This is a genomic window from Bradyrhizobium sp. DOA1 (assembly GCF_001593325.1).
Lineage (GTDB): Bacteria > Pseudomonadota > Alphaproteobacteria > Rhizobiales > Xanthobacteraceae > Bradyrhizobium.
The window spans coordinates 6,872,237-6,897,338 of sequence record NZ_JXJM01000001.1; the positions used below are offsets into that span (position 1 = coordinate 6,872,237).

Here is a 25,102-nt window from a genome sequence, read left to right on the forward strand (position 1 = left end):
ATATAGAAAATCGCTTGCCGCTCCGCAAGCCGAAGCGCTGAGCGGATGGTCGCAAGCCTTGCCTAGAACGGCTTCACGATCACCATGATGACGATGAAAATCATCAGGACGGTCGGCACCTCATTGATAATCCGATAGAATTTCTGGCTGCGCGGGCGCCGGTCGGCGGCGAAATCCTTCAGCCAGCGGGAAAAAAAGCCGTGGACCGCAGACATGGCTAGGACCAGTGCCAGTTTTACGTGCAGCCAGCCGAACGAGAACCAATGGCCGGCCCAGGCGAGATAAAGCCCGGCGAGCCAGGTGACGATCATGGCGGGGTTGATGATGGCCTTGAGCAGCCGCCGTTCCATGACCTTGAACGTCTCGGACTGTTTCGAGCCGATTTCGGCCTCCGAGTGATAAACGAACAGCCGCGGCAGATAGAGCATGCCGGCCATCCAGGAGATGACCGCGATCACGTGGACCGCCTTGATCCAGAGATAGACGTCTTCGAACATTTTCGGCGCCCGGAATTCATGCCGCGAGGGAACTGGGGATAGTAAGAACTCGTTAAGGTCTCACCGTGCACACATATCCGTCCGCAGTGCCTTCCTCAAATCTAGAATCTTAGATTCTTAAGGTTTGAGTCTGAGTGACCGTGGATTGGACTCACGCAATTCCGTCCGTGACTTCCCGCGCGCTTGTTCACATCCATCAACATGTCCTGCGTGGACCCCAGCCGTTCGGATAAGTCACCGAGCCTCAAGGGCTTGCGCTCACCTTTCGGCAGCTTATCAAGAGGCTTGTCCGCGCAATCCCGCTTCCGTGCCGGAGGGCGGGCAAACTTGTTCTGACGGGCAGCGGTGTGAAGAAAATTGGCAGTTGTCCCGTCCCTGGTGTCGCACATCCCTTTCCAAGGGGTTAAGCTCCACAGAAATCCACAATCTGCCCCGCTGCCATACAAAGAGTTTCTGTGCCGAGCTCGAACAATTACTTCCACCTGCACCTCGTTTCCGACTCCACCGGTGAAACGCTCATCACCGTGGCGCGGGCGGTCGCGGCCCAATACGCCAACGTGACCCCGGTCGAGCACGTCTATCCGCTGGTGCGCAGCCAGAAGCAGCTCGACCGCGTGCTCGACGAGATTGAGGAGGCGCCGGGAATCGTGCTGTTCACGCTGCTGGAGAAGGATCTGGTTTCCAGGCTCGAGAATAAGTGCAAGGAGATCAACGTCCCGAGCCTGTCGATCATCGGCCCGGTGATGCAGCTGTTCGAAGCTTATCTCGGTGCGGCAACTACGGGCCGCGTCGGCGCCCAGCACGTGCTCAATGCGGAATATTTCAAGCGCATCGATGCGCTGAACTATACGATGATCCACGACGACGGCCAGCATGTCGAAGGCCTCGACGAAGCCGATGTCGTGCTGGTGGGCGTGTCCCGCACGTCGAAGACACCGACGTCGATCTACCTCGCTAATCGCGGCATCCGCACTGCGAATGTGCCGCTGGTTCCGGGCATTCCGGTGCCCTCGCAATTGGAAACGTTGACGCGGCCGCTGGTCGTGAGCCTGCATGCGACGCCGGAACGGCTGATCCAGATACGGCAGAACCGCCTGCTCTCCATGGGCGCGGATTCCGGCCGCGACAGCTATATCGACAAGCAGTCGGTTACCGAGGAGGTCGCGTTCGCGCGCAAGCTGAGCGCCAAGCATGATTGGCCGCTGCTCGACGTCACGCGCCGCTCGATCGAGGAAACCGCGGCGGCGATCATGAAGCTCTACAGCGACCGCCAGCGCAACCGGCCCTCCGAGTAATTGCGGCGATGGGTCTCTGGCGCGGCAAGTTTCCGTTGATCCTGGCCTCGCAGAGCAGCGCGCGAAAGATGCTGCTGGCGAATGCCGGGCTCGAATTCAAGGCGATCACGGCCGACATCGACGAGCGCGGCATTCAGGCCGCATCGAAGCTCTCGAACCCGCGCGAGATCGGCTTGCTGCTGGCGCGTGAAAAAGCCAAAGCCGTCTCGGCGCATCATCCTGGCAGCTACGTGATCGGTGCCGACCAGACGCTGGCGCTTGGTGACCGCCTCCTCAACAAGCCTGCAGGCCGTGCGCAGGCAATGGCGCAGCTGCGCGATCTCGCCGGAAACAGCCACGAGCTGAATTCGGCGGTGGCGATCGCGCATGACGGCAAGATTGTCTTCGAAGATGTTTCGATCGCCCGTATGACCATGCGGCAGATGTCCGAAGCGGAGCTGTCGGCCTATCTCGACGCAGCGGGCGACGTGGTCACGACCAGTGTCGGCGCCTATCAGCTCGAGGGTCTCGGCATCCATTTGTTCGAACGCATCGAAGGCGATCATTTCACCGTTCTCGGCCTGCCGCTGCTGCCGCTGCTTGCATTCCTGCGCCGCGAGCGGCTAGTTGCGGTGTGAAGGACAGAGATGGCTGGGCTTTGATGCGGATCCTCGGACTGACCGGCTCGATCGGGATGGGCAAATCCACCACCGCGAAATTGTTCGCGGAGGCCGGCGTGCCCGTCTACGACGCCGATGCCTCCGTCCATCAATTGTATGAGGGTGAAGCGGCGCCGGCGATCGAGGCGGCGTTCCCCGGCACCACTGCGAACGGCAAGGTCGACCGGGCAAAGCTGTCGGCGCGCGTCGTGCACGATCAGGCCGCGATCAAGCAGCTCGAGCAGATCGTCCATCCGATGCTCGGCGCGTCCCGGCAAAAATTCTTCGCCGATGCGGAAGCCGCCAAGGCGCCGGTCGTGGTGCTGGATATTCCGCTGCTGTTCGAGACCGGCGGCGAGAAACGCGTCGATGCCGTGGTCGTGGTCTCGACGTCGCCGGAGCTTCAGCGTGAGCGGGTCTTGGCGCGCGGCACGATGGACCAGGCGAAGCTCGACGCCATCATCGCCAAGCAGATGCCGGACGCCGAAAAGCGCAAGCGGGCGGATTTCGTGGTGGATACCTCACACGGGCTCGAGCCGGTGCGTGCGCAAATCAAGCACATCCTAGCCGAGGTCGTTAAGATGCCGCAGCGGCGGGCCTGATTCGCCGCGTGCACACGGCTTCTGAGATCACACGGCTTCGTAGATCATGCGTGAAATCGTCCTCGACACCGAAACCACCGGCCTCGACCCGCTTCGCGGCGATCGCCTGGTCGAAATCGGCTGTGTCGAGATGTACAACCGCATGCCGACGGGTCAGACCTATCACGTCTATATCAACCCCGAGCGGGACATGCCGGCGGAGGCCTTTGCGGTGCACGGGCTGTCGGCCGAATTCCTGTCGACCAAGCCGCTGTTCCACGAGGTGGTCGACGCCTTCCTGGAATTCATCGGCGATGCGCCGCTGGTGATCCACAACGCCTCCTTCGACATCAGCTTCATCAATGCCGAGCTCGACCGCATCCAGCGCGCGGCGATCCCGCGCGAACGGCTGGTCGATACGCTGCTGCTGGCCCGGCGCAAGCATCCCGGCGTGTCGAACCGGCTCGACGATCTCTGCTCGCGCTATTCGATCGACAATTCACACCGCACCAAGCACGGTGCATTGCTCGATGCCGAGCTTCTGGCCGAGGTCTATGTCGATCTGGTCGGAGCGCGGCAGTCGCAGCTGCTGCTGGCCTCGGAAAACGAGGAGATTCGCGTCAATAGCGTCGGCGAAGCGCCGCGGCGGCAGCGCCTGGTGCCGCTCGCGCCGCGCATTTCCGATGCCGAGCGCGAGGCCCATCGCGCCTTCATTGCAACGCTCGGCGACAAGGCGATCTGGAACGAGTACCTTCCTGCTCCCGCTCCAGCTGCCGTGGCGGCCGGTCAGGCCTGACCGGCTTGGCCCTGAGCGGCCATTTGCCGCTCCATGTTCTGGCGATACAGACCAACGAAGTCGACGGGATCCAGCATCAGCGGCGGGAACCCGCCGTCGCGCACGGCGGTCGCGATGATTTCGCGGGCGAACGGGAACAGCAGGCGCGGGCACTCGATCATGACCAGCGGATGCAGATTCTCCTGCGGTACATTGGCAATCCGGAATACGCCGGCATAGGCAAGCTCGAACGAGAACATCACCTTGCCCGCGGCCTCGGCCTTGCCTTCGACCGACAACGTCACCTCGAACTCCTGTTCGCTGAGGTTGTTGGCGCTGACATTGATCTGGATGTTGATCTGGGGTGGCTGGCTCTGCTGCTGGAGCGAGCTCGGCGCGTTCGGATTTTCGAACGAGAGGTCCTTGGTATATTGCGCCAGCACGTTCAGCTGGGGAGCCTGGGCCGCCTCGGGAGGGGTGCCGTTACCGTTGGTCATGAAAGTCTCTCCTTACCCGATTTGGGCTGAATTTCGCGGCGGTTGGCTAACATAGGGCCGCCTCGTTCCACAAGGACGAACGGCTCCGGTAGCCCTATCCAGGCCGCGCCTGCAACTATGACGTTCAACCCGGCCTTTTGCCGAAATCGCGCCTTAAACGATTGAAGATGCGCGATTTCCGGGCAGGATCGGGTTTCCCCTTAAGCATAAAACGCGCTACACTCCGCGCTGTGCCAAAAGGCGCCATTGGCCGGGCGAGATTTCGTGCCTACATCCCACGGACCAGACGCGCGGACCTAAATGGTGATGTAGACTTGCCGTTCCCGTATGGAACGGTTGACTGGCCGGATTGATTTTCCCGGCAACGACCTGAAGACCCAGAGCAAAGACCAGAAAGCGAATTCGACGTGGACATCTACACTATCATCTTCCTGGCGCTGGCGGTCTTTATCTTTCTGCGGCTGCGCAGCGTGCTGGGGCAGCGCACAGGCAACGAGCGGCCGCCGTTCAACCGCGACGCCCTCCAGGGCGCCCAAGACAAGAACGTCGTGACCATGCCGGGCAAGGTGATTGACCAAGCCCCGCTGGCGCCGGCGGCTGAGCCGACCCCGCCCGCCGACCGCTGGAAGGGGCTAACCGAGCCTGGTACCCCGCTCGCGCAGGGTCTCGACGCCATCGTCGAGAAGGATTCCAGCTTCGACCCCCGTCATTTCATCTCGGGTGCTCGCGGCGCCTATGAGATGATCGTGCTTGCCTTCGCCAATGGCGATCGCCGCGCGCTGCGCGACCTGTTGTCGTCGGAGGTCTATGAGAGCTTCGACGCCGCGATCAAGGAGCGCGAGAAGAACGAGCAGAAGACCGAGACGCGTTTCGTCTCGATCGACAAGGCCGAGCTCGTCGGCGCCGAGCTGCGCGACCGCAACGCCCAGCTCACCGTGCGCTTCGTCTCGCAGATGATCTCGGCCACGCGGGACAAGGCCGGCAATATCGTCGACGGCAGCGCCGATACCGTCGCCGACATCACAGACATCTGGACTTTCGCCCGCGACATCTCCTCTCGCGATCCGAACTGGAAGCTGGTTGGCACCGGAAGCGCGAATTAAGACTGTCCTGAAGACCAGCGCGGCGGCGCTTTGCGCAGGTGTCGTCGCGCTGTCGTCGTTTTCGCTCGGAGCCGAGGCGGCGCGCCGCCATCATCGCAGCCACCACCATCATCTCCCGCATTTGCCCGCCGCCCCGGCGCGGGCCTTGCCCTATCCGCAGCTTCCCTTGCCGTTCGAGATTGCCGGCGCGCAATATCTGCCTGTGACCTGGGCGGACGTGAAGGGCTGGAGTGAGGACAATCATCTCGCCGCCTACAAGACCTTCCGCGCGAGCTGCCGGACGATCAACGCGCAGACCGGCATCTCCGAGCCGAAGGCTTTGGCAGGGTCGCTGAACGAGCCGTGCCGGCTCGCCAAAGCGCTCGAGCTCAGCGACGATGCCAAGGCCAAAAGCTTCTTCGAGCAGAATTTTGCGCCGCTGCGCATCTCCCGTCTCGGCGAGCCCGACGGTTTCGTCACCGGCTATTACGAGCCGGTGCTGGAGGGATCGCGCACGCAGACCGAAATCTACAACGTTCCGGTCTATCGCCGTCCGTCCAATCTGTTCGTGCGCGGCTACAAGCAGGACGCGCTCAGCTTGCCGAACAAGGGCCCGGTCTATCGCAAGATCGGTCGCCGCAAGCTGGTGCCCTATTACGACCGCGGCGAGATCGAGGACGGCAAGATCGCCGGCCGCGGGCTGGAGATCGCCTGGCTGAAGGACCCGACGGATCTGTTGTTCGCGCAGATCCAGGGTTCGGCGAAGATCAAGTTCGAGGACGGCAGCTCGGTCCGGCTCAACTATGACGCCTATAATGGTTATCCCTACACCGCCGTCGGTCGCATCCTGATCGAGCGCGGCATCATCCCGCGGGAGGAGATGTCGATGCAGAAGATCAGGGAGTGGATGACGCAGAATCCTGATGGCGCCAAGGAGCTGCGCCGCGCCAACCGCGCCTACATCTTCTTCCGCGAGGTCAACCTCTCCGACAAGGAGGAGGCGGTGGGTGCGCAGGGCATTCCGCTGACGGCCGGCCGTTCGATCGCGGTCGACAAATCGCTGCATGTCTACGGCACGCCCTTCTTCATCGAGGGCGAGCTGCCGATCGAGTCCGAGCGGGCCAAGACCCCATTTCGCCGGCTGATGATCGCGCAGGACACCGGCTCGGCCATCATCGGCCCTGCCCGCGCCGATCTCTTTTTCGGGGCTGGCACGGAGGCCGGCCGCGTCTCCGGGCGGCTGCGCCATCCCATGCAATTCGTGATGCTGGTGCCGAAGAGCCTCGATCCCGCAATCCGGGCTGCGCGACTACCGGTGCCGGATCCGCGGCCGTCGCAGAAGATCGCCAAGCTGTTTCCGCAAACCGAGTCCGCCAAGGATGCCGGCAAGGATCCGAAGAATGCAGCGGCCGCGGTGACGCCGGCTGAACCGAGCAAGGCTGGTGCGGGCCCGCCTGCCGCAGCACAAGACAAGGACGCCGCCGTCGCGGTGGCGAGCCCGGTGCCGCTGCCCGAGCCACGCCCCAGCATCAAGCCCGACCGCGAACAGCGCAAGCGCGTGAATCGTCGATCCGACCAGCAATGAAGCGATCGTCTCGTCCGCCCGTGCTGGAGCCTCGCCCCTCGCCGCGCCGCCGTGCGCTGAGCGAGGACGAGCGCGAGCTTTGGGAGCTCGTCGCAAAACAGGTCAAGCCGCTGCGGAAGCATCGCGTGGTGAAGGCGCAGGCGCTGCCGCGCAGCGAGCCCGCAACGATCGCTCCGGTCGCGCGGCCCGCGCCATCGCCGCGGCCGATGGCTGCCGCACCGGCGCCGCGTGCCACGAAGCCCGCGATGCCGCCATTGGCGCCGCTCGGCAAGCGCGAGCGGACAAAACTGTCGCGCGGGCGCAGCGAGATCGACGCGCGGCTTGATCTGCACGGCATGACCCAGATGCGCGCCCATCGCGCGCTGACCGGCTTCCTGCATCGGGCTCATCACGACGGCCTGACCTTCGTGCTCGTCATCACCGGCAAGGGCCGCAGCGGTGGCGATAGCGGTGTGCTCCGCCGCCAAGTGCCGGAATGGCTCAGCCTGCCGGAATTCCGCGCCTTTGTCGTCGGCTTCGAGGAAGCCGCGATCGGCCATGGCGGCGAGGGCGCGCTGTATGTGCGGATCAGGCGGGCGAGATTTTAGCGGCACGAGGCCTGCGGCTTCCCTTGCCTCTTCCGCTTGCGGGAGAGGCGACGCGCGCAGCGCGGTGGGTGAGGGTTCTCTCCTCTCAGGGGTTTTCGATCGCAGAGAAAGCCCTCTCCCCAACCCTCTCCCGCAAGCGGGAGAGGGGGCGCACCTTTCTAAAACGGCCGGATGATTCCGACGCGGGGGACCAGCGTGATGATCAGGCCGAAGATGTTCGTGTTGCGATCCTCCGCCGCAATCAGCGCAGCTTCCTGCTTTGCCGGCAGCATCTTCACCGCATGCAGGATCAGGAACATGCAGACCGCCCAGTTCGAGATCCAGCGCGAATAGTCGAATACCATCGCGAACATCACGAGATAGGCAAGGCTGATGCCGATCAGAGCTGCGATCACGAGACGTCGGTGCGCTTCATTCGCGAGCGCACCGATCAGGCGCGCAAGATAGCGCCACAGCGGCGTGTGCAGCCAGATCAGCAGGGCGAACACCGGCACGCCGAGGATGTTGTGCGGGAGGCGTCCCCAGGTATCAGCAATCTCCTTCGCCAGCGGCTGGTACCAGATGTAGCTGAATTGCAGCAGGTCGGTTCTCTCAGGATCAACCATCCGGGTCTTCAGATACGCGACGAAATCCGCCTCGGGGATCGGCATCGTCCCCAGGAACTGGGCCGCGAAGAACAGTGCGGAGACGGCGACGAGGGCGACAATGCCGAACGCAACGTTGATGCGGTTGCAGCCGCACGTCAGGTAATGCCTGATCACGACGATGGTGATGATGGTCGGCACATACATCAAGAGATGGATGTGGTGGATCAGCACCAGCATGATCGCGAACAGCGCCGCTGCTGCCACGAACAGCAGCGAGCCCGCCGGCATCAGCAGCAGCACGATCGCCAGCGCGCAGCCATAGATGTCGAAATGGCCGAGCGTGTGCATGAAGTTCTTCAGGAAGAACGGTGAGCCCGCGGTGAAGACGAACAGCGGCAGCGTCGCCGCGGTGAAGCCGAACGTCTTCCGAAACAGTTTTGCATAGAGCCCGAGCGTCACGAGCCATGTCGCGCCGCCCAGCGCGAACACCAGCCAGACTGGCACCTTGTTCGTGAACAGGGCGACGACCGCCCCGATCAGTGCGCGCTTGATGAAGCCGAAATGGTAGTCGACGACGAGGTGGATAAAGGGGACGTAAGGCGGCAGCTGGATCTTATGGACGAATACGCCGACGAGGACGGCGGCGTTGACCGCGAGCAGCAGGCGCCAGGGGTTTTGCCAGATATTAGCGGGCATATGGCTCCCGCGATTTCGCGGCTAACTCGGCCGTCGTCCCGGACAAGCGAGCACCGCGGGCGCCGATCCGGGACCCATAACCACAGGAGGTTATGTGAGGCAGAGCTGGAGCTACTATCTGTTTCAACAAAGACCGCTGTGGTTAATGGGTCCCCGCGTTCGCGGGGACGACAGCGGCATCAATAGCGCGGGCCTAGCGATTTACAAAATGAACCGGCTCAGATCCGCGTTCTTGGCGAGATCGCCGACGTGCTTTTGCACGAACTCGGCATCGACCCGGACGGTCTCGCCGTTGCGGTCGGGGGCGGTGAAGGAGATCTCGTCCAGCACCCGCTCCATCACGGTCTGCAGCCGCCGCGCGCCGATGTTCTCGACGGTGGAATTGACGGCGACCGCGACGTCGGCCAGCGCGTCGATGGCGCTGTCCGTGATGTCGAGCGTCACGCCCTCGGTCTGCATCAGCGCGACATATTGCTTGATCAGCGAAGCCTCTGGCTCAGTGAGGATGCGGCGCATGTCATCGCGGGTCAGCGCCTGCAGCTCGACGCGGATCGGCAGGCGGCCCTGCAATTCCGGCAAGAGGTCGGACGGTTTTGCGACGTGGAAGGCGCCGGAGGCGATGAACAGGATGTGGTCGGTCTTGACCGCCCCGTGCTTGGTCGAGACAGACGTGCCCTCGATCAGCGGCAACAGATCGCGCTGCACGCCCTCGCGGGAGACGTCGCCGCCGACGCGGCCGTCACGGGCGCAGATCTTGTCGATTTCGTCCAGGAAGACGATGCCGTTGTTCTCGACCGCGCTGATCGCCTCCAGCGTGAGCTGCTCGGTGTCGAGCAGCTTGTCGGATTCTTCGTTGACGAGGATCTCGTGCGAGCCCTCCACTGTCAGCCGCCGCGTCTTGCTGCGGCCGCCAAGTTTGCCGAAGATGTCACCGATCGAGATCGCGCCCATCTGCGCGCCCGGCATGCCCGGGATCTCGAACATCGGCATGCCGCCGCCGGACGATTGCGTCTCGATCTCGATCTCCTTGTCGTTGAGCTCGCCGGCGCGCAGCTTCTTGCGGAAGGATTCCCGCGTCGCGGACGAGGCATTGGCGCTGACCAGCGCATCGAGCACGCGCTCCTCGGCGGCGAGTTGCGCCCGCGCCTGCACATCCTTGCGCTTGCGCTCGCGCACTTGGGCGATCGCGACCTCGACGAGATCACGCACGATCTGCTCGACGTCGCGGCCGACATAGCCAACCTCTGTGAACTTGGTCGCTTCGACCTTCAGGAACGGTGCATTCGCAAGCTTGGCGAGCCGCCTCGCGATCTCGGTCTTGCCGACGCCGGTCGGGCCGATCATCAGAATGTTCTTCGGCAGCACCTCCTCGCGCAACGAGCCGGTGAGCTGCTGGCGCCGCCAGCGGTTGCGCAGCGCGATCGAGACGGCGCGCTTGGCATCGGCCTGGCCGACGATGAAACGGTCGAGTTCGGAGACGATTTCGCGGGGGGAGAAGTCTGTCATGTCTGCTTAGCTAGGGCGGGAGGCGGCCTAGGACAAGCCGCATTTTATCTCAGATGATCGGCGGGCCCGATTGCCATTGCTTCACGGCGTCGATCGGATGGATCAGCATCAGAATATTCAGCGTCAGATTGTCGCGAATGTGGAGCGCCAGTACGATCTCGAAGGCGAGCCCAAGCAGGACCGTCGCGCTGACGGGGAGCGCGCGTGCGGCAAGGAACCCCAGGATCATGGCCAGATTGTCGGAGACGGAATTGACGATGCTGTCGCCGTAATAGTCCAGCGAGATCGTTCCGGCGCGGTAGCGCTCGATGATGAACGGCGAATTTTCGACGATCTCCCAGGCGCCTTCGATCAGCATCGCGACGATCAGCCTTGCCGGCCAGGAGAGATGGAGGAATGGCAGGCGCACGAACAGCAGCCAGGTCAGGCCGTAGAACAGGAAGCCGTGCAACACGTGCGAGAACGTGTACCAGTCCGCGACGTGCTGGGAGTTCTCCGAGCTGTTCACCACACCGTGCCACAGCTTGATGGTGCCGCAGGTGCAGATCGGCACACGTCCCATCGCAAGCAGGATCGCGGCCTGCAGCGCCAGCAAAATCAGCGCGATGCCGGCCCAGCCGAGCGGCGGAAATGCGGTCTTGACGGTGGGAGTTGCGGCGAGCGTCATGAATCTCGGATCATCAGGAGTGCGGGGCCATCGGGCGTGACGATCTCGTGCTGCGGCTCGAATCCGGCCTTCTCATAGGCACGAATGGCGCGCGGATTGGCGGGGCTAGGGTCGATCACGATACGCGGCACGCCGCGGGCAAAGAGCTGGTCGATGAAGGCACGGATGAAAGCCGAGCCGTGGCCGCATCCGAGCATGTCGGCCTCGCCGATGAACTGATCGAGGCCGCGTGTGCCGGCCGGCTGCGGGCCGAAGCTGATATGCCAATCGCCGATCTGGTAGCACTGCAGATAGGCGAAGGATCGGCCGTCCAGGCTGACGATGAACTGCGCCAGATCCGGATGGTCGAGGTCGCCGCCGACGAACTCAAGCGTCTCCGGATCATGCCACCATTCGGCGACATGCGGCGCGTCCAGCCAGCGCCGGATCATCGGCATGTCGGCCGCGGTCATCGGGCGGAAGGTGTAGGCGGGCGCCATGGCCTATCCCGTCGCCAGGCTCTCGATCGTCAAATTCCGATTGGTGTAGACGCAGATGTCGGCGGCGATGTCGAGGGAGCGGCGGACGATGGTCTCGGCGTCCTTGTCGGTGTCGAGCAGGGCCCGGGCTGCCGCCAGCGCGTAATTGCCGCCGGAGCCGATCGCCATCACGCCGGCTTCGGGCTCGAGCACGTCGCCGGTGCCCGTCAGCACCAGGGAGACGTCCTTGTCGGCGACGATCATCATGGCCTCCAGCCGGCGCAGGTAGCGGTCGGTGCGCCAGTCCTTGGCGAGCTCCACCGCGGCCCGGGTCAGCTGCCCCGGATATTGCTCCAGCTTGGATTCCAGCCGCTCGAACAGCGTGAAGGCGTCGGCGGTGGCGCCGGCGAAGCCGCCGATGACGTCGCCCTTGCCGAGCTTGCGGACCTTCTTGGCGTTGGACTTGATCACGGTCTGGCCGATCGAGACCTGGCCGTCGCCGCCGACCACCACCTTGCCGGCCTTGCGGACCGTCAAAATCGTGGTGCCGTGCCAACCCGGTGAGCTGTTCTGGGAGTCCTGCATGAACGATCCTCGTTGTCGGCCTGATTTAGGCGGTCCGAGCGGGGCGCACAACGGGCCGCTCCGGGCCTAATTCGCTCACCATAGGCAGAAGTAGAGGCCCGCCCCCCGTTCCCGCAGTAGCGAAGGCGTCATTTGGCTGTTAAGAGACTGGCGTTTCAGGCCAAAACCAGCGAAAGCCTCCATGCGCACCGCGACGATCAAGCGCAAGACCAAGGAAACCGACATCGAGGTCTCCGTGAACCTCGATGGATCAGGCGTGGCCAATATCGCGACCGGCATCGGTTTTTTCGACCACATGCTCGATCTCCTCGCCCGCCATTCCCGTATCGACCTCACGGTCAAGGCGGTGGGCGATTTGCACATTGATCATCACCATACCACCGAAGACACCGGCATTGCGCTCGGCCAGGCGATCAAGCAGGCGCTCGGCAACATGGCGGGCATCACCCGCTATGCCGGCGTGCACATGCCCATGGACGAGACGCTGACGCGCGTGGTCATCGACATCTCCGGCCGCCCCTTCCTGGTGTTCAAGGCCGCGTTTCCCCGCGACAAGATCGGCGAGTTCGACACTGAGCTGGTGCGCGAGTGGTTCCAGGCCTTCGCCATCAATGCCGGCGTGACTCTCCACGTCGAGACCCTATATGGCGATAACAGCCATCATATCGCCGAGTCCTGCTTCAAGGGTCTGGCGCGGGCGCTGCGCACCGCCGTCGCGATCGATCCGAAGGCTGCGGGCGAGATCCCGTCCACCAAGGGCTCGCTCGGCGGCTGACATTCCGGCCGGCGGCGCGCGCCGCTTGCGGTATCACTGAATTCTTAGGAACGGGGCATCACCATGCCTGTCTACACAGTTCATGCTCCCTCTCCTGCCGGAGCCGATCTGCGCGCGACCGACAGATTCGTCTTCGTGCGCGACGGCTTTCATTTCTGGGCGATGATCTTCGGCCCGCTCTGGCTGCTGTGGAACCGGCTCTGGCTGGCGCTGCTCGGCTGGCTGGTTGTCGTGATTGCGTTCAATGTCGCCCTGTCCAGCCTTGGGGTCGGACGAAGCTCGATCTTCTACGCCAATGTCATCGTCGCGATCTTGATGGGCCTCGAGGCCTCCAGCCTGCGCCGCTGGACCTTGTCGCGCGGCAAGTGGCGGCAGCTCGACGTCGTGATCGCCGACAAGGAGGACGCGGCCGAGCACCGCTTCTTCGAGCGCTGGAGCCAGAAGCAGCACGGTATCGCTGGCGATCAATGGGCCGTCGATCGCGGCGGGCCGCCGCCGACCCGCAGTGTGCCGGGTCAGCAGTTCTCGAACCCGCCGCCAGTTCCGGCCGGCGGCATCATCGGGTTGTTTCCAGAACCGGGAGGGTCAAGATGAGCGTCGCCATCATCGATTACGGTTCCGGCAATCTGCATTCCGCCGCAAAGGCCTTCGAGCGCGCCGCACGCAGCCTGGAGAGCCCGCAAAAGGTCATTGTCACCAGCGATCCGGACCAGGCTTACGAGGCAGACCGTCTGGTGCTGCCGGGCGTCGGCGCCTTCGCTGATTGCCGGCGCGGCCTTGACGCCGTCAACGGCATGGTCGAGGCGATCACCGAAGCGGTGCGCGTCAAGGCGCGGCCGTTCTTCGGCATCTGCGTCGGCATGCAGCTGATGGCGAGCCGCGGCAAGGAGCACGTCACCACGGACGGCCTGAACTGGATCGGCGGCGATGTCGAGAAGATCACGCCGCGCGACGAGAGCCTGAAGATCCCGCACATGGGCTGGAATACGCTCGAGGTGCTGCGCGAGCATCCGGTGCTGAACAAGCTGCCGCTCGGTCCCAAGGGGCAGCACGCCTATTTCGTGCACTCCTATCACCTCAATCCCGCCAACGAGGCGGACGTGCTCGCGCGCGCCGATTACGGCGGCCCTGTCACCGCGATCGTGGCGAAGGACACCGCCATCGGCACGCAATTCCACCCCGAGAAGAGCCAGCGCTTCGGGCTGGCCCTGATCTCGAACTTTCTGCGATGGAAACCGTGATCCTCTTTCCCGCCATCGACCTCAAGAACGGCCAGTGCGTGCGCCTCGAGCAAGGCGACATGGCGCGCGCAACGGTGTTCAACCTCAATCCCGCCGCGCAGGCGCAGAGCTTTGTCGAGCAGGGTTTCGAGTATCTCCACGTCGTCGACCTCGACGGCGCCTTTGCCGGCAAGCCGGTGAATGCGCAGGCGGTCGAGGCGATGCTGAAGACGATCAGGATTCCGGTGCAGCTCGGCGGCGGCATTCGCGATCTCGCCACGGTGGAAGCCTGGCTCGACAAGGGCATCAGCCGCGTCATCATCGGCACCGCCGCGGTGCGCGATCCCGAACTAGTGAAGAGCGCCGCCAGGAAATTCCCCGGCCGCGTCGCGGTCGGGCTCGATGCGCGCGACGGCAAGGTTGCCGTCGAAGGCTGGGCCGAGACATCGCAGGTGACAGTGCTTGAGATCGCACAGCGGTTCGAGGATGCCGGCGTCGCCGCCATCATCTTCACCGACATCGCGCGCGACGGCCTGCTCAAGGGCCTGAACCTCGACGCGACCATTGCGCTCGCCGACGCCATTTCGATCCCTGTGATCGCCTCCGGCGGCCTGGCCTCGATCGAAGATGTGAAGGCGATGCTGACGCCACGTGCGAAAAAGCTCGCAGGCGCGATCGCCGGCCGCGCGCTCTATGACGGCCGGCTCGATCCCGCCGCCGCCCTCACCCTGATCCGCAACGCGCGCGCCTAGGAGCTGACAAATGTTCAAGGTGCGCGTGATCCCCTGCCTCGACGTCAAGGACGGCCGCGTCGTCAAGGGCGTCAACTTCGTCGATCTCCGCGACGCCGGCGATCCCGTCGAAGCCGCGATTGCCTATGACGCCGCCGGTGCCGACGAGCTCACCTTCCTCGACATCACTGCGACCCATGAGAACCGCGGCATCATGCTGGACGTCGTCCGGCGTACCGCAGAGGCTTGCTTCATGCCCGTCACGGTCGGCGGCGGCGTGCGGGAGGTCAACGATATCAAGACGCTGCTGCGGGCTGGCGCCGACAAGGTCTCGATCAACAGCGCCGCGGTGTCGCGGCGCGAGTTCGTCAAGGAAGCCGCCGAGAAATTCGGCGAGCAGTGCGTGGTGGTGGCGATCGACGCCAAGCGCGTCAAGCGCCCCGGCGGCGACCGCTGGGAGATATTCACCCATGGCGGGCGCAACTCGACCGGCATCGACGCCATCGAATATGCCCAGGAAGTGGTCTCGCTCGGCGCCGGCGAGATCCTGCTCACCTCGATGGACCGCGACGGCACCCGGCAAGGCTTCGACATCCCGCTGACGCGAGCGATCGCCGACAGCGTGCCCGTTCCCGTGATCGCCTCGGGCGGCGTCGGCAATCTCGATCATCTCGTTGACGGTATCCGCGACGGGCACGCCACGGCGGTGCTGGCTGCCTCGATCTTCCATTTCGGGGAATTCACCATCCGCGAAGCCAAGGAGCACATGGCCCGGCGCGGGCTACCTATGCGCCTGGATGCCTGACGACTCCGGTTCATAAAAATGCTACACGAGCTGGTGAGGACTGGCTCATGCAGCCAGGGCGCGTTTTTCGAGTATCTTGTATGCCGCGTTTTACGATCCACGATCTGGCCGAGACCATCGATGCCCGCGCGGCCTCCGGTGGGGAGGCCTCCTATACCCGTAAGCTTCTGGACAAGGGCGCCGAGCATTGCGCCAAGAAGTTCGGCGAGGAAGCAGTCGAAACCGTAATCGCAGCAGTCGAAAACGATCGCGCGCATCTGATCGCTGAGAGTGCCGACCTGCTCTACCATTTCCTTGTGTTGCTCAGGGCCCGCGGCGTAAAGCTGGAGGAGGTCGAGGCCGTGCTGGACAAACGGACGTCGATGTCAGGGTTGGAAGAAAAGGCGTCGCGCAAGAGCGGCAACTAGCCGAGGTGGAGAGGTTGCGTCATGGATATCCGCGCACCCGAGCAGCAGTATAATCCGTACCGCGTCTATACGCGCGAAGAGTGGTCGCGGCTGCGCGACGACACGCCGATGACGCTGGAGCCGGGCGAGTTCGACCGGCTGCGCTCGCTGCACGATCGCCTGGACTTGCAGGAGGTCGAGGACATCTATCTCCCCTTGTCGCGCCTTTTGTCGATCTATGTCGACGCCATGCAGCGCCTGTATTACGCCGAGCGTCAGTTCCTCAACATTCGCGACCGCAAGGTGCCCTACATCATCGGCGTCGCCGGCTCGGTTGCCGTCGGAAAATCCACCACGGCCCGTGTGCTCCAGGCATTGCTGGCGCGCTGGTCGCCGCGGCCGAAGGTCGAGCTGATCACGACCGACGGGTTTCTCTATCCCAATGCGGTGCTCGAGCGGCAGGGCATCATGCAGAAGAAGGGTTTCCCGGAGAGCTACGACCTGCCGCTGCTGCTCAGCTTCCTCTCCGACATCAAGTCCGGCCGCCGCAACGTGCGCGCGCCGGTCTATTCGCATCTGACCTACGATATCGTGCCCGGCCAGTGGGCCGAGGTCGACCAGCCCGACATCCTGATCGTCGAAGGCGTCAACGTGCTGCAAACCGGCAAGCTGCCGCGCGACGGCAAGGCGGTGCCCGTCGTCTCCGACTTCTTCGACTTCTCGGTCTATATCGACGCCGACGAGGCGGCGCTGCGGCAATGGTACATCAAGCGATTCCTGGCGCTGCGCGACACCGCGTTCACCAATCCAAAATCCTATTTCAACCGCTACGCGCTGCTCTCCGACGAAGAAGCCACCGCCACCGCGATCGCGATCTGGGAGCGCACCAACCTCGCCAATCTCGAGGACAACATTCTGCCGACCCGCCCCCGGGCGACGCTGATCCTGAAGAAGGGCGCCGATCACACGGTGGAGAGCGTGGCGCTCAGACGGCTCTGATCGCGCCGTGAACGCTGGCTGATTTGACTAAGTATCTTTTGTTGCAGACCGGCAGCTGGTAATCCGCTATTCCTTGGAAAACGGCGGGAAAGGCACCATGGTCGATCGTCTCAGAAGTGCGGCGGAGCAGCTCGAAGCGCCGATCTGCCCGGACTGTCACATCGAGATGAAGTGGTTCCGCTCGGAGCTGCTGGCAGATGAGCCGACCCCCATCATCGCGCACCTCTTCGTGTGTCCGCATTGCAAGCGCGCGTCTCGGGCAGAGACTGTCTTTAAGGGAGTCCAAGTGCCGCCTGACAAGCTCTCGGCGCCGCGCTTTATCGCCTATGCCGCATAAGAGGTCATTTCCGGACCTCCTGTTGCGCCTTCGAACCGACGTAGATCTGCCAAGTCGTCAGAAACATCGCGGCGACGAGTGGGCCGATGACGAAGCCGTTCGCACCAAACGCGGCAAGGCCGCCCAGGGTGGCAAGCAGCACGACATAGCTCGGCATCTGGATCGACTGGCCGACCAGGATCGGGCGGAGAAAATTGTCCGCAAGCCCGATCACGAACGTGCCGAAAGCGAGCAGGATGAGTCCCTTCGTGACCGAGCCTGCCACAAGCAGGTAGAGCGCGGCCGGAACCCAAACCAGGGCCGAGCCGAGCACGGGCAGCAGCGAGAGCAGCGCCATAATGGCGCCAGCGAGCAGCGGCGCAGTCAATCCGAGCAGCCAGAAGATCAGCCCACCCAGCGCTCCCTGAATCAGGGCAACGAGAATGATGCCTTTGATCGTCCCGCGAACCGCGAGGGTGAACGCATGGAGAATTTCGGCAGTGTGGCGCGGCCGTAGCGGAAGCGCGTCGCGGATGCGGAGATTGAGTTCGTCGCCGTCTCGCAGCAGAAAAAACAGCAGGTACAACATCACGAACAGGCTTGCGACGAACTCCAGCGTCACCTGACCGATATTGAGCGCATGCCCGGCCAGCTGCTGGCCGGCCGGGACGACCAGATTCGACAGGCGTTCTTTCACGTACGAAAGGTCGATGGCGCCCAGGCGATCCAACAAGGAGGTCGCCCAGGCGGGTAGCGCGAATTTCAGCTGCTGCAGGGGATGTGCGAAACTGATCTCCCCGCTCTGAACGCGCTGGTACAGCTCCCCGCCCTGATCGATGAGCGAGGCGATGACGATCGCCACGGGAATCAGGACCATGACGATCACGACGACGACCGTGAACAAGGCTGCAAGATTGTGCTTGCCCGGGAGGGCTTCCAGCGTGCGCCGATAGAGCGGTGCGAAGATGATCGCCAGCAATATGGCCCACAGCAATGCGCCGGAGAACGGCCAAAGCACCCAGGCGAACGCAAGCGAGATGACGGCAAGCAGGACGAGGAATGAGCGGTCTTCCGATGTCTTCACGTGTTCGCCAGCCTTTCAGTCGCCGATCCCAGACGTCGATATCACAGGATCGTGGCGCCGCAGCAAGTCAGGCCGGACCATGCGTTCGTGCACCTCTAAGGCCGGCCTTCCCAGGCAGACCGGCCTTAGGGTTATTCGTCAGAACGATGTTGCGCCGATCTGGATCCACAAAGTCCGGACTTTCCTTCGGGCCGGCAGTCCGGCGCGGATGCACGGTCTCTTACTTGCCCGCCTTCGCGCCCCAGTCGGCGAGCTTGATGCGGCCTGCAAAGGTTGCGGAGCCGGAGCTACTGGCCTTGTAGACGAAGGCTTCGCCCTCCTGCACGTCGCCGGCCTCCTTGCCGAAGGCGTCGGCGATGTTGGTTTTGTGGGTGACCAGGACGGTGTTGGTGCCTGCTTTCGGCGGCGCATCGACGAGCTGACGCACGGCTTGGCCCGCCTTCGTATTGGCACCCGTCGGGTTCGCCATTCCCGACGCACTGGCGTTGCTGCTGTCCGTCAGCGCATCGACCGGCTTGACCTCGCGTCCCGAGATCAGCTTGCCGGCTTCGACCGCGCGGTTCAGCCGGCTGGTGTAGATATCGCCGATCGGGATCGTGAGATCCCTGAGCGCCGCCCCGATCTGACGCGCCATGTCCCTGCCCTTCTCGCTGAGCTGGCGCTGCGCGCTCATGTCATCGAACTTGAAAGGAAAAACATCCTTTTGGCTGTCGTCAGTCGCGGTGTGACGGAAGATCAGCACGTAACCGCCCTGCTTGAGCGATGTGATGAGTTCCGGCGTATCGGCCGCGGCATGCCGGGAAATTCCGGCGAAGAGAACAATGATTGCGAGGCGGCAAAGCACGTTCATGCGCAAAGTCCTTCGTTGCAAAAAAACGCCCCCGAATATGGTGACGTGCAACGGGACCGATTTCAATTGTCGATTGGCCGCACGGCGGGGTTCCCTTGGGACTCTTGATTAGACGGCCAGGTCTCGGGACGCGGCGAGGCCGGCCAGTGCCTCGTCCAGTTTCTCCCGGTCGAGCGGCTTGATCAGGAAGCCGTTCATTCCCGCCTCGAAGCAGGCGTAGCGATCCTCGACCAGCGTATTGGCGGTGAGCGCCAGGATCGGCGCGCGCTGGCGGCCCGTCGCCGCCTCATGGGCGCGGATGCGCTTGGTCGTCTCGATGCCGTCGAGCTGCGGCATCTGGATGTCCATCAGCACGAGATCATAGGGCGCACCGGCCGATGACGCGGCGAGCCAGGATTCCAGCGCGGCCTCGCCGTGGATTGCGATGACGACGCGATGGCCGAGCTTCGTCAGCAGCGAGCGCATCAGAAGCGCATTGATCTCATTGTCTTCGGCGACGAGGATCGACAGGCCCTTTGCGGGCGCAGCATTCACCGTGGATCCGGCCGACGGCTCCGGCGCCAGATCGGGCGAGGCGACCTCCGGCGTCATCGACAGGCGTGCGGCGAGCGAGGCCGCGCGCAGCGGCTTCATCAGGAAGCCGGTGAAGGCCGGCGAAAACGTCTCGTGGCGCGAGCTCGACGTCAGCAGCACCAGGCGCTGTATCGCATGCGTGCGCGCCGCTTCGCTGAGATGGTCGGCGATGGCGGGACCGATCGCACGATCGATCAGCACCGCGTGCCATGCGCGTTCCGGCAGCAGCGCTTCGGCGACCGCGGCATCCGCAACCATGCAGGTCTGAGCGCCCCAACGCTCCAGGCGCCGGGCGATCAGCGAGGCTTCGATGCCGTCGGCAACGAGGAGGATCGGCTTGCCCAAGATATCGGGGCTTGGAAATGCCGCCTGCCCGCTCCCTGTTTGTGAAGGGGCAAGCGGCACCGCGACCTCGAAGGTCGAGCCTTTGCCCGGCTCGCTCTCCAGCGTAATCCGTCCGCCCATGCGCTTGACGATGCGCTCGCTGATGGACAGGCCGAGCCCGGTGCCCCCATAGGTGCGTGCGACGCGGTCGTCCGCCTGCTCGAATTCCTGGAAGATGCGCGACCGCGCTTCCGGCGCGATGCCGATGCCGGTGTCGTGGACCAGGACGCTGATCTCGTTCGGCCAGATCCCGGGCTCGACGATCAGCGCGACGCCGCCGCGAGCCGTGAACTTGATGGCGTTGCCGGCAAGATTGAGCAGCACCTGGCGGAGCCGCGCGGCATCGCCCACCACTTCGAGCGGCAGGCGTTCGTCGATATAGGATGCGATCTCGAGAGACTTGGCCTGCGCGCGCGGTGCCAGAAGCTCGGTGATTTCCTCGATCAGCGTGGACAAAGCGAAGGGACGCAGCTCGAGATCGAGCTTGCCGGCTTCGATCTTGGAATAGTCGAGCAGCTCCTCGATCAGCGCCATCAGCGCCTCGCCCGAGGTTTTCACCGCCTTGGCGTAGGTCGCCTGCTCCGGCGTCAGCGTGGTGTCGAGCAACAGGCCGCCCATGCCGAGAATGCCGTTGAGGGGCGTGCGGATTTCGTGCGAGGCCATGGCGAGGAAGCGCGACTTGGCGCGGTTGGCGGCATCGGCCTGGTCGCGCGCGTCGGCCAGCGCGCGTTCGGTCTCGGTGCGGTCCGTGACGTCGCGCCCGACGCTCTGGAGTTCGGCGGGCTGTCCGGCGTCGCGCCGGACATAGCCCTCGCGCCAGGCGATCCAACGCGCGCCGAGCTTGGTTGCGATCCTCTGGTCGTGAATGCGTGTGCCGTTGCTTTCGCGCGCGCTGTCGCCCTGCTCCAGCACGTCGAAATCAAAGCGCGTGCCGATCAGCGCGCTGCGCGCCTGTCCGGCCAGCGCGCAATAGGCGTCGTTGGCAAAGGTGATGCGGCCCTGGGCGTCGCGCAGCACGATCAGATCGCCCTGCTGCTCGAACAGGCTGCGGGCGCGCTCTTCGGCTTCCTTGAGCTCCCAATTGCGGTCTATCAGCGCCTCGTTATGGGCGGCCAGCGTCCGCAGCCGCTTGTTGACGATGCGCAGCCGCATGCTCAGCGTGGCAAGGCCGAGACAGGCGAGCGCGAAGAGGAAGCTCGCGCCGATCGCAAACGCATTCGGATCGTAGCCGGAATTCTCGGAACGGCTGCCGGAGACAAAACCATAGGCGGCGCCGAACGTCGCCATGAAGATCATGAAGGAGCGGAGCGCGAAGGCGATACGCGGATGCTGTCGCCTGAAGCGGCGCATGCGCACCTTGATCCGGAACGTCCGACCCATCACCACCGACCCCGACTCTTGTCCGAAACCCGCGCTCGCCCTCTGCGACGATGTCGTCCCGACCTTGCGAACAGCTTGAGGCTCTGGCGCCGCCTCCAAACAGGGTTGACGAGATGTTAAAGCTTCAGAGCGACGCGGCCTGGAAGTGGCCATGGCCGCCGCGGGCGCCGACGATGAGCGCCGCTGCCTCGCGCTGCGAGAACGTCTTCGAGCGGACATAGATGCGGTAATCGGCCGGCCCGTCGGTGGAGAGATAGATCACCTGGCCGCCGTCGACGGGCTGCGCGGCGATCGAGATCAGGCGTCTCGACGGACCGGCCTGGCAGCTGTCAGTTTCCGAACCGGGGTCGTCGACGAGAACGAAGTCCGCAGCGTCCGCATTGTCGGTGACCTGAACCCGCACCGTGGCCTGCGCGGGATCCTCGGTGAAGGCGACATGCGTGCCGGCGGTCCAGAACAGGGAGGTGAGCTCGACCGAGGTGTCGCCGAAGGCGATGCAGGGATGCGAGACCGATCCGATCTCGGCGCGGGCGAACACGGCTGCCGCCAACAGGGGAACAACGGAGGCCAGGATCTTGAAACGCAACATGACACTCTACTCGCCGGGCCCGGTACGGGAACTGATGGGCCTTATGGTTTGCAGAGCGTAAAGGAAACTCGTTACCGCCGGGTTGATGCGCGCAAATGTTCACGCCAGCTGCCGCACATCCTCCGCGAGTGCGCGGTAGGACAAAGCCTCGGCGAGATGCAGCCGGCCGATCTTGTCGGATTTGTCGAGATCGGCCAGCGTGCGCGCCACCCTCAGCACGCGGTGATAGCCGCGCGCCGACAGCCGCATGGTCTCGGCGGCATCGCGCAACAGTTTGGCGCCCTGCGCATCGGGCTTGGCGATCTCTTCCAGCACCGAGGCCGGCGCCTCGGCATTAGTGCGGATTTTGGGCAGGCCGGCGGCGGCATAGCGCGCGAGCTGGATGTCGCGCGCCGCCGCCACGCGCGCGGCGACCTCGGCCGAGCCTTCCGCCGGCGGCGGCAGGATCAGGTCGGCCGCGGTCACCGCCGGCACCTCGATGCGCAGGTCGATGCGGTCCATCAGGGGACCTGAGATGCGCGCCTGGTAATCGCCGGTGCAGCGGTCGATGCGGCCACGCTTGCAGGCATAGCCGGGCTCGAAGGCGTTGCCGCAGCGGCAGGGGTTCATCGCCGCGACCAGCATGAAGCGGGCAGGGTAGGTGACGCGGTGATTGGCGCGCGACACCGCGACCTCGCCGTTCTCCAGCGGCTGGCGCAGCGAGTCCAGCACGCGCGGATCGAACTCCGGCAATTCGTCGAGAAACAGCACGCCTTGATGCGCCAGCGAGATCTCGCCGGGCTTGGCGCGCATGCCGCCGCCGGTGAGCGCGGCCATGCTGGCGGAATGATGCGGCGAGCGGAACGGCCGCCGCGCCGTCAGCGCGCCGCCCTCGATCTCGCCGGCCACCGATGCGATCATGGAGACTTCGAGCAGTTCTGCGGGCGACAGCGGCGGCAGGATCGAGGGCAGGCGCGCGGCCAACATCGACTTGCCGGCACCGGGCGCGCCGACCATCAACAGGTGATGCCCGCCGGCAGCTGCGATCTCCAGCGCCCGCTTGGCGCTCTCATGGCCCTTGATGTCGCGCAGGTCGAGCGAGGAGGCGGCGGCCTCGTGCACCTTCGGCGAGGGCCGCGACAGCACCTGGGTGCCCTTGAAATGATTGGCGATCTGGATCAGCGAGCTCGCTGCGATGATCTGGATGTCCGGGCTCGCCCAGGCCGCTTCCGAACCGCAGGCAGCAGGGCAGATCAGGCCCTCCTCGCGCGCATTGGCGCCGATCGCGGCGGGCAGGACACCTGCGACCGGCGCGATCGAGCCATCGAGGCCGAGCTCGCCGAGCACGGTGAAACCGGTCAGCGCATCCGGCGGGATCGCGCCGATCGCCGCCATCAGCCCGAGCGCGATCGGAAGGTCGTAATGGCTGCCTTCCTTGGGCAGGTCGGCCGGCGCCAGATTGACGATGATCCGCCGCGCCGGCAGCGCCAGTCCTGATGCGATCAGGGCCGAGCGGACCCGCTCGCGCGCCTCCGACACCGCCTTGTCCGGCAGGCCGACAATGGCGAAGGCCGGCAGGCCAGGAGCGACCTGCACCTGCACGTCGACCGCGCGGGCCTCGATCCCCTCGAAGGCGACGGTAGAAACCCGCTGAACCATGCTCGAACCAGCCTGCCCTTTGCTCAATCGAGGGTAGCAGGGCGCGCGGCGCTTCGCAAGAACAATACGGGAACGTCCCCGAGGGCCAGGCCAACACTTAACCAATCGTAAACGCGACGCGGACACTACGCTTCGAATGCGAGCTTCCGCCCTCAGCACATTCCAACGAATGTCCGCTACTCCTAGGCCTGCGGGATGGGCCGTGGTCTAACGGGTGAAGAGTTCAAATGCTTGCAAATCGCCGGAGAAGCGAACGCCGGGTGTGCAGCCGGCTTGCCAAGATTCATTTGGGAGCGGGCTCGCTGCCGCGCGATTGCACCATCACGGATATTTCGGACGGCGGCGTGAAAGTGGTGGCGGAATTTTTGGAAGTGCCGCCGCAATTCACCATCATCTTTGCACCCGATTATTCCCGCCAATGCCGTCTGCGCTGGCGCATCGGCTGCGAGTTCGGCGCCGAGTTCGTCGATTGAGGCCGGATCGGCCCGCCTCCTTAACCGGGCTTTAGCGTTAATCGGTCAGCATCTCTGATCAGTCGCCCGAGTGATCAGAGTATGTTCAAGCGTTCGTCTCCCGCCTTTGCTCCGGCGAAGTTCCTTCTTTCTGCATTCGTGGTCCTCACCCTTGGCGGCTGCCAGACCAATGGCGTCGAGGACGTGACCGGCGCGCTCGGCGCCAGAGCCGAAGCGAAGGCCGAGGCCAAGCCGGACGCTAGGCCGGACCTGGACGCCCTGCGCGAGCGCTACCGCGCCAAGCCCGGCGATCCCGCAATTGCGCTCGCCTATGGCAAGGCGCTGCGCGACACCGGTCAGCGCGCGCAGGCGGTCGCGGTGCTGGAGCAGGCCGTGCTCAACTCTCCCCAAAACAAGGCGCTGCTCGCCGGCTATGGCCGCGCGCTCGCCGACAACGGCAATTTCCAGCAGGCCTTCGACGTTCTCGGCCGCGCACATTCGCCCGAGGATCCGGACTGGCGCATCCTGTCGGCGCAGGGCGCCGCGCTTGATCAACTCGGCCGCAACGAGGAGGCGCAGCAATATTATGCGAGCGCTCTGAAGATCGTGCCCGACGAGCCGCAGGTTCTGTCCAATCTCGGCCTGTCCTACATGCTCCAGAACAATCTGCCGCGGGCCGAACAGGTGCTCGGCCGCGCCCATCAGCGCAATCAGAACGATGTGCGGATCCGTGCCAATCTCGCACTCGTGCTGGGATTGCAGGGCCGCCAGGCCGAGGCCGAAATCCTCGTCAAGGCGGATTTGCCGCCGGACCAGGCCGCGGCCAAGGTCGCGGCGCTGCGGGAGCTGCTGGCCAAGAAGCAGCAGCGGGCGGAGAGGTAGTC

At 64.4% G+C, this 25,102-nt stretch carries 29 protein-coding genes; 17 read left to right on the forward strand and 12 right to left on the reverse strand.

The window, feature by feature from the left end; all coding sequences use genetic code 11:
• Positions 1-62: 62 nt before the first annotated feature.
• Positions 63-497 (reverse strand): protoporphyrinogen oxidase HemJ, encoded by a 435-nt coding sequence (hemJ, locus tag SE91_RS31815; RefSeq protein ID WP_061850472.1) that lies wholly within the window; start codon positions 495-497, stop codon positions 63-65.
• A gap of 455 nt (positions 498-952) precedes the next feature.
• Here hemJ and SE91_RS31820 point away from each other — a divergent pair, with 455 nt between their 5' ends.
• Genes SE91_RS31820 through dnaQ form a run of 4 tightly spaced genes read left to right on the forward strand, consistent with a single transcriptional unit; the run spans position 953 to position 3,807 of the window.
• Positions 953-1,792: a pyruvate, water dikinase regulatory protein gene (locus SE91_RS31820; protein WP_061850473.1), complete on the forward strand. Its 840-nt coding sequence runs from the start codon at positions 953-955 to the stop codon at positions 1,790-1,792.
• A gap of 8 nt (positions 1,793-1,800) precedes the next feature.
• Positions 1,801-2,409, forward strand: coding sequence for a Maf family nucleotide pyrophosphatase (locus SE91_RS31825; protein ID WP_061850474.1), 609 nt, complete (start codon positions 1,801-1,803; stop codon positions 2,407-2,409).
• A gap of 23 nt (positions 2,410-2,432) precedes the next feature.
• Positions 2,433-3,032: a dephospho-CoA kinase gene (gene coaE / locus SE91_RS31830; protein WP_061851428.1), complete on the forward strand. Its 600-nt coding sequence runs from the start codon at positions 2,433-2,435 to the stop codon at positions 3,030-3,032.
• A gap of 46 nt (positions 3,033-3,078) precedes the next feature.
• The gene (gene dnaQ, locus SE91_RS31835) at positions 3,079-3,807 is read left to right on the forward strand and encodes a DNA polymerase III subunit epsilon (RefSeq protein WP_061850475.1); all 729 of its coding nucleotides are present in this window, start codon (positions 3,079-3,081) and stop codon (positions 3,805-3,807) included.
• Here dnaQ and secB read toward each other — a convergent pair.
• Positions 3,798-4,283 (reverse strand): protein-export chaperone SecB, encoded by a 486-nt coding sequence (secB, locus tag SE91_RS31840; RefSeq protein WP_008539662.1) that lies wholly within the window; start codon positions 4,281-4,283, stop codon positions 3,798-3,800. The two genes, dnaQ and secB, sit on opposite strands and share 10 nt — an antisense overlap.
• A gap of 407 nt (positions 4,284-4,690) precedes the next feature.
• On the opposite strand from secB, the gene SE91_RS31845 reads away from it, so the two are divergent.
• The 3 genes from SE91_RS31845 to SE91_RS31855 are packed head-to-tail and all read left to right on the forward strand — an operon-like array spanning position 4,691 to position 7,537.
• Positions 4,691-5,386, forward strand: a complete 696-nt coding sequence (locus tag SE91_RS31845) for a Tim44/TimA family putative adaptor protein (RefSeq protein ID WP_008539665.1) — start codon at positions 4,691-4,693, stop codon at positions 5,384-5,386.
• On the forward strand, positions 5,364-6,950 hold the full coding sequence (mltA, locus tag SE91_RS31850) for a murein transglycosylase A (protein WP_061850476.1): 1,587 nt from the start codon (positions 5,364-5,366) through the stop codon (positions 6,948-6,950). Before SE91_RS31845 ends, mltA begins: the two co-directional genes overlap by 23 nt.
• Complete coding sequence (locus tag SE91_RS31855) at positions 6,947-7,537, forward strand: Smr/MutS family protein (protein WP_061850477.1); 591 nt, start codon at positions 6,947-6,949, stop codon at positions 7,535-7,537. The genes mltA and SE91_RS31855 overlap by 4 nt, the downstream gene beginning before the upstream one ends.
• A 158-nt stretch (positions 7,538-7,695) precedes the next feature.
• Here SE91_RS31855 and SE91_RS31860 read toward each other — a convergent pair whose 3' ends face one another.
• From SE91_RS31860 to hslV, 5 genes are all read right to left on the reverse strand, one after another.
• The gene (locus tag SE91_RS31860) at positions 7,696-8,820 is read right to left on the reverse strand and encodes a hypothetical protein (protein ID WP_061850478.1); all 1,125 of its coding nucleotides are present in this window, start codon (positions 8,818-8,820) and stop codon (positions 7,696-7,698) included.
• Between the two features lie 201 nt (positions 8,821-9,021).
• Complete coding sequence (hslU, locus tag SE91_RS31865) at positions 9,022-10,326, reverse strand: ATP-dependent protease ATPase subunit HslU (RefSeq protein WP_061850479.1); 1,305 nt, start codon at positions 10,324-10,326, stop codon at positions 9,022-9,024.
• A gap of 49 nt (positions 10,327-10,375) precedes the next feature.
• Positions 10,376-10,993, reverse strand: coding sequence for a DUF2585 domain-containing protein (locus SE91_RS31870; RefSeq protein WP_008539682.1), 618 nt, complete (start codon positions 10,991-10,993; stop codon positions 10,376-10,378).
• The gene (locus SE91_RS31875) at positions 10,990-11,472 is read right to left on the reverse strand and encodes a GNAT family N-acetyltransferase (protein WP_061850480.1); all 483 of its coding nucleotides are present in this window, start codon (positions 11,470-11,472) and stop codon (positions 10,990-10,992) included. The genes SE91_RS31870 and SE91_RS31875 overlap by 4 nt, the downstream gene beginning before the upstream one ends.
• 3 nt (positions 11,473-11,475) lie before the next feature.
• Entirely contained in the window at positions 11,476-12,036 is a 561-nt protein-coding gene (gene hslV, locus SE91_RS31880; protein ID WP_008539686.1) for an ATP-dependent protease subunit HslV, read from the reverse strand.
• A 181-nt stretch (positions 12,037-12,217) separates the two neighbouring features.
• Here hslV and hisB point away from each other — a divergent pair, with 181 nt between their 5' ends.
• From hisB to SE91_RS31920, 8 genes are all read left to right on the forward strand, one after another.
• On the forward strand, positions 12,218-12,811 hold the full coding sequence (gene hisB, locus SE91_RS31885; protein ID WP_008539687.1) for an imidazoleglycerol-phosphate dehydratase HisB: 594 nt from the start codon (positions 12,218-12,220) through the stop codon (positions 12,809-12,811).
• A 63-nt stretch (positions 12,812-12,874) separates the two neighbouring features.
• Positions 12,875-13,405, forward strand: a complete 531-nt coding sequence (locus tag SE91_RS31890) for a DUF2628 domain-containing protein (RefSeq protein WP_008539689.1) — start codon at positions 12,875-12,877, stop codon at positions 13,403-13,405.
• Complete coding sequence (gene hisH, locus SE91_RS31895) at positions 13,402-14,052, forward strand: imidazole glycerol phosphate synthase subunit HisH (RefSeq protein ID WP_061850481.1); 651 nt, start codon at positions 13,402-13,404, stop codon at positions 14,050-14,052. Before SE91_RS31890 ends, hisH begins: the two co-directional genes overlap by 4 nt.
• A complete protein-coding gene (hisA, locus tag SE91_RS31900) occupies positions 14,040-14,783 on the forward strand; it encodes a 1-(5-phosphoribosyl)-5-[(5-phosphoribosylamino)methylideneamino]imidazole-4-carboxamide isomerase (RefSeq protein WP_061850482.1) in 744 nt (247 codons plus the stop codon). Before hisH ends, hisA begins: the two co-directional genes overlap by 13 nt.
• A 10-nt stretch (positions 14,784-14,793) precedes the next feature.
• The gene (hisF, locus tag SE91_RS31905) at positions 14,794-15,567 is read left to right on the forward strand and encodes an imidazole glycerol phosphate synthase subunit HisF (RefSeq protein WP_018646048.1); all 774 of its coding nucleotides are present in this window, start codon (positions 14,794-14,796) and stop codon (positions 15,565-15,567) included.
• Positions 15,568-15,647: 80 nt separating this feature from the next.
• Entirely contained in the window at positions 15,648-15,974 is a 327-nt protein-coding gene (locus SE91_RS31910) for a phosphoribosyl-ATP diphosphatase (protein WP_061850483.1), read from the forward strand.
• Positions 15,975-15,995: 21 nt separating this feature from the next.
• The gene (gene coaA / locus SE91_RS31915; RefSeq protein WP_061850484.1) at positions 15,996-16,952 is read left to right on the forward strand and encodes a type I pantothenate kinase; all 957 of its coding nucleotides are present in this window, start codon (positions 15,996-15,998) and stop codon (positions 16,950-16,952) included.
• Between the two features lie 97 nt (positions 16,953-17,049).
• Complete coding sequence (locus SE91_RS31920) at positions 17,050-17,289, forward strand: hypothetical protein (RefSeq protein WP_060734399.1); 240 nt, start codon at positions 17,050-17,052, stop codon at positions 17,287-17,289.
• Positions 17,290-17,293: 4 nt separating this feature from the next.
• Here the strand turns inward: SE91_RS31920 and SE91_RS31925 are convergent, their stop codons facing one another.
• The 5 genes from SE91_RS31925 to SE91_RS31945 all read right to left on the reverse strand — a co-directional run bounded on the left by SE91_RS31925 (position 17,294) and on the right by SE91_RS31945 (position 23,766).
• Positions 17,294-18,352 carry an AI-2E family transporter gene (locus tag SE91_RS31925; RefSeq protein ID WP_061850485.1) on the reverse strand — a complete coding sequence of 353 codons (1,059 nt, stop codon included), beginning with the start codon at positions 18,350-18,352 and terminating at the stop codon, positions 17,294-17,296.
• A 220-nt stretch (positions 18,353-18,572) separates the two neighbouring features.
• The gene (locus SE91_RS31930) at positions 18,573-19,202 is read right to left on the reverse strand and encodes a histidine phosphatase family protein (RefSeq protein ID WP_061850486.1); all 630 of its coding nucleotides are present in this window, start codon (positions 19,200-19,202) and stop codon (positions 18,573-18,575) included.
• A gap of 108 nt (positions 19,203-19,310) precedes the next feature.
• Positions 19,311-21,539, reverse strand: a complete 2,229-nt coding sequence (locus tag SE91_RS31935; RefSeq protein WP_061850487.1) for an ATP-binding protein — start codon at positions 21,537-21,539, stop codon at positions 19,311-19,313.
• Between the two features lie 124 nt (positions 21,540-21,663).
• Positions 21,664-22,128, reverse strand: coding sequence for a hypothetical protein (locus tag SE91_RS31940; protein WP_061850488.1), 465 nt, complete (start codon positions 22,126-22,128; stop codon positions 21,664-21,666).
• Positions 22,129-22,227: 99 nt separating this feature from the next.
• Positions 22,228-23,766 carry a YifB family Mg chelatase-like AAA ATPase gene (locus SE91_RS31945; protein WP_061850489.1) on the reverse strand — a complete coding sequence of 513 codons (1,539 nt, stop codon included), beginning with the start codon at positions 23,764-23,766 and terminating at the stop codon, positions 22,228-22,230.
• Between the two features lie 227 nt (positions 23,767-23,993).
• On the opposite strand from SE91_RS31945, the gene SE91_RS31950 reads away from it, so the two are divergent.
• Complete coding sequence (locus tag SE91_RS31950) at positions 23,994-24,239, forward strand: PilZ domain-containing protein (protein WP_060734395.1); 246 nt, start codon at positions 23,994-23,996, stop codon at positions 24,237-24,239.
• A gap of 81 nt (positions 24,240-24,320) precedes the next feature.
• Positions 24,321-25,100, forward strand: coding sequence for a tetratricopeptide repeat protein (locus tag SE91_RS31955; protein WP_061850490.1), 780 nt, complete (start codon positions 24,321-24,323; stop codon positions 25,098-25,100).
• Positions 25,101-25,102 lie beyond the last annotated feature (2 nt).

What these genes read in the sequence shown, in the direction of transcription:
- SE91_RS31930 (WP_061850486.1), bottom strand. Translation starts at nt 19,202, where the DNA reads ATGAACGTGCTTTGCCGCCTCGCAATCATTGTTCTCTTCGCCGGAATT.
- SE91_RS31955 (WP_061850490.1), top strand. Translation starts at nt 24,321, where the DNA reads ATGTTCAAGCGTTCGTCTCCCGCCTTTGCTCCGGCGAAGTTCCTTCTT.
- SE91_RS31860 (WP_061850478.1), bottom strand. Translation starts at nt 8,820, where the DNA reads ATGCCCGCTAATATCTGGCAAAACCCCTGGCGCCTGCTGCTCGCGGTC.
- SE91_RS31940 (WP_061850488.1), bottom strand. Translation starts at nt 22,128, where the DNA reads ATGTTGCGTTTCAAGATCCTGGCCTCCGTTGTTCCCCTGTTGGCGGCA.
- SE91_RS31875 (WP_061850480.1), bottom strand. Translation starts at nt 11,472, where the DNA reads ATGGCGCCCGCCTACACCTTCCGCCCGATGACCGCGGCCGACATGCCG.
- hslV (WP_008539686.1), bottom strand. Translation starts at nt 12,036, where the DNA reads ATGCAGGACTCCCAGAACAGCTCACCGGGTTGGCACGGCACCACGATT.
- SE91_RS31945 (WP_061850489.1), bottom strand. Translation starts at nt 23,766, where the DNA reads ATGGTTCAGCGGGTTTCTACCGTCGCCTTCGAGGGGATCGAGGCCCGC.
- SE91_RS31910 (WP_061850483.1), top strand. Translation starts at nt 15,648, where the DNA reads ATGCCGCGTTTTACGATCCACGATCTGGCCGAGACCATCGATGCCCGC.
- coaA (WP_061850484.1), top strand. Translation starts at nt 15,996, where the DNA reads ATGGATATCCGCGCACCCGAGCAGCAGTATAATCCGTACCGCGTCTAT.
- hisB (WP_008539687.1), top strand. Translation starts at nt 12,218, where the DNA reads ATGCGCACCGCGACGATCAAGCGCAAGACCAAGGAAACCGACATCGAG.
- SE91_RS31920 (WP_060734399.1), top strand. Translation starts at nt 17,050, where the DNA reads ATGGTCGATCGTCTCAGAAGTGCGGCGGAGCAGCTCGAAGCGCCGATC.
- dnaQ (WP_061850475.1), top strand. Translation starts at nt 3,079, where the DNA reads ATGCGTGAAATCGTCCTCGACACCGAAACCACCGGCCTCGACCCGCTT.
- coaE (WP_061851428.1), top strand. Translation starts at nt 2,433, where the DNA reads ATGCGGATCCTCGGACTGACCGGCTCGATCGGGATGGGCAAATCCACC.
- SE91_RS31950 (WP_060734395.1), top strand. Translation starts at nt 23,994, where the DNA reads ATGCTTGCAAATCGCCGGAGAAGCGAACGCCGGGTGTGCAGCCGGCTT.
- hisF (WP_018646048.1), top strand. Translation starts at nt 14,794, where the DNA reads ATGTTCAAGGTGCGCGTGATCCCCTGCCTCGACGTCAAGGACGGCCGC.
- hisH (WP_061850481.1), top strand. Translation starts at nt 13,402, where the DNA reads ATGAGCGTCGCCATCATCGATTACGGTTCCGGCAATCTGCATTCCGCC.
- SE91_RS31935 (WP_061850487.1), bottom strand. Translation starts at nt 21,539, where the DNA reads ATGGGTCGGACGTTCCGGATCAAGGTGCGCATGCGCCGCTTCAGGCGA.
- SE91_RS31870 (WP_008539682.1), bottom strand. Translation starts at nt 10,993, where the DNA reads ATGACGCTCGCCGCAACTCCCACCGTCAAGACCGCATTTCCGCCGCTC.
- secB (WP_008539662.1), bottom strand. Translation starts at nt 4,283, where the DNA reads ATGACCAACGGTAACGGCACCCCTCCCGAGGCGGCCCAGGCTCCCCAG.
- hslU (WP_061850479.1), bottom strand. Translation starts at nt 10,326, where the DNA reads ATGACAGACTTCTCCCCCCGCGAAATCGTCTCCGAACTCGACCGTTTC.
- SE91_RS31855 (WP_061850477.1), top strand. Translation starts at nt 6,947, where the DNA reads ATGAAGCGATCGTCTCGTCCGCCCGTGCTGGAGCCTCGCCCCTCGCCG.
- hemJ (WP_061850472.1), bottom strand. Translation starts at nt 497, where the DNA reads ATGTTCGAAGACGTCTATCTCTGGATCAAGGCGGTCCACGTGATCGCG.
- hisA (WP_061850482.1), top strand. Translation starts at nt 14,040, where the DNA reads ATGGAAACCGTGATCCTCTTTCCCGCCATCGACCTCAAGAACGGCCAG.
- SE91_RS31825 (WP_061850474.1), top strand. Translation starts at nt 1,801, where the DNA reads ATGGGTCTCTGGCGCGGCAAGTTTCCGTTGATCCTGGCCTCGCAGAGC.
- SE91_RS31890 (WP_008539689.1), top strand. Translation starts at nt 12,875, where the DNA reads ATGCCTGTCTACACAGTTCATGCTCCCTCTCCTGCCGGAGCCGATCTG.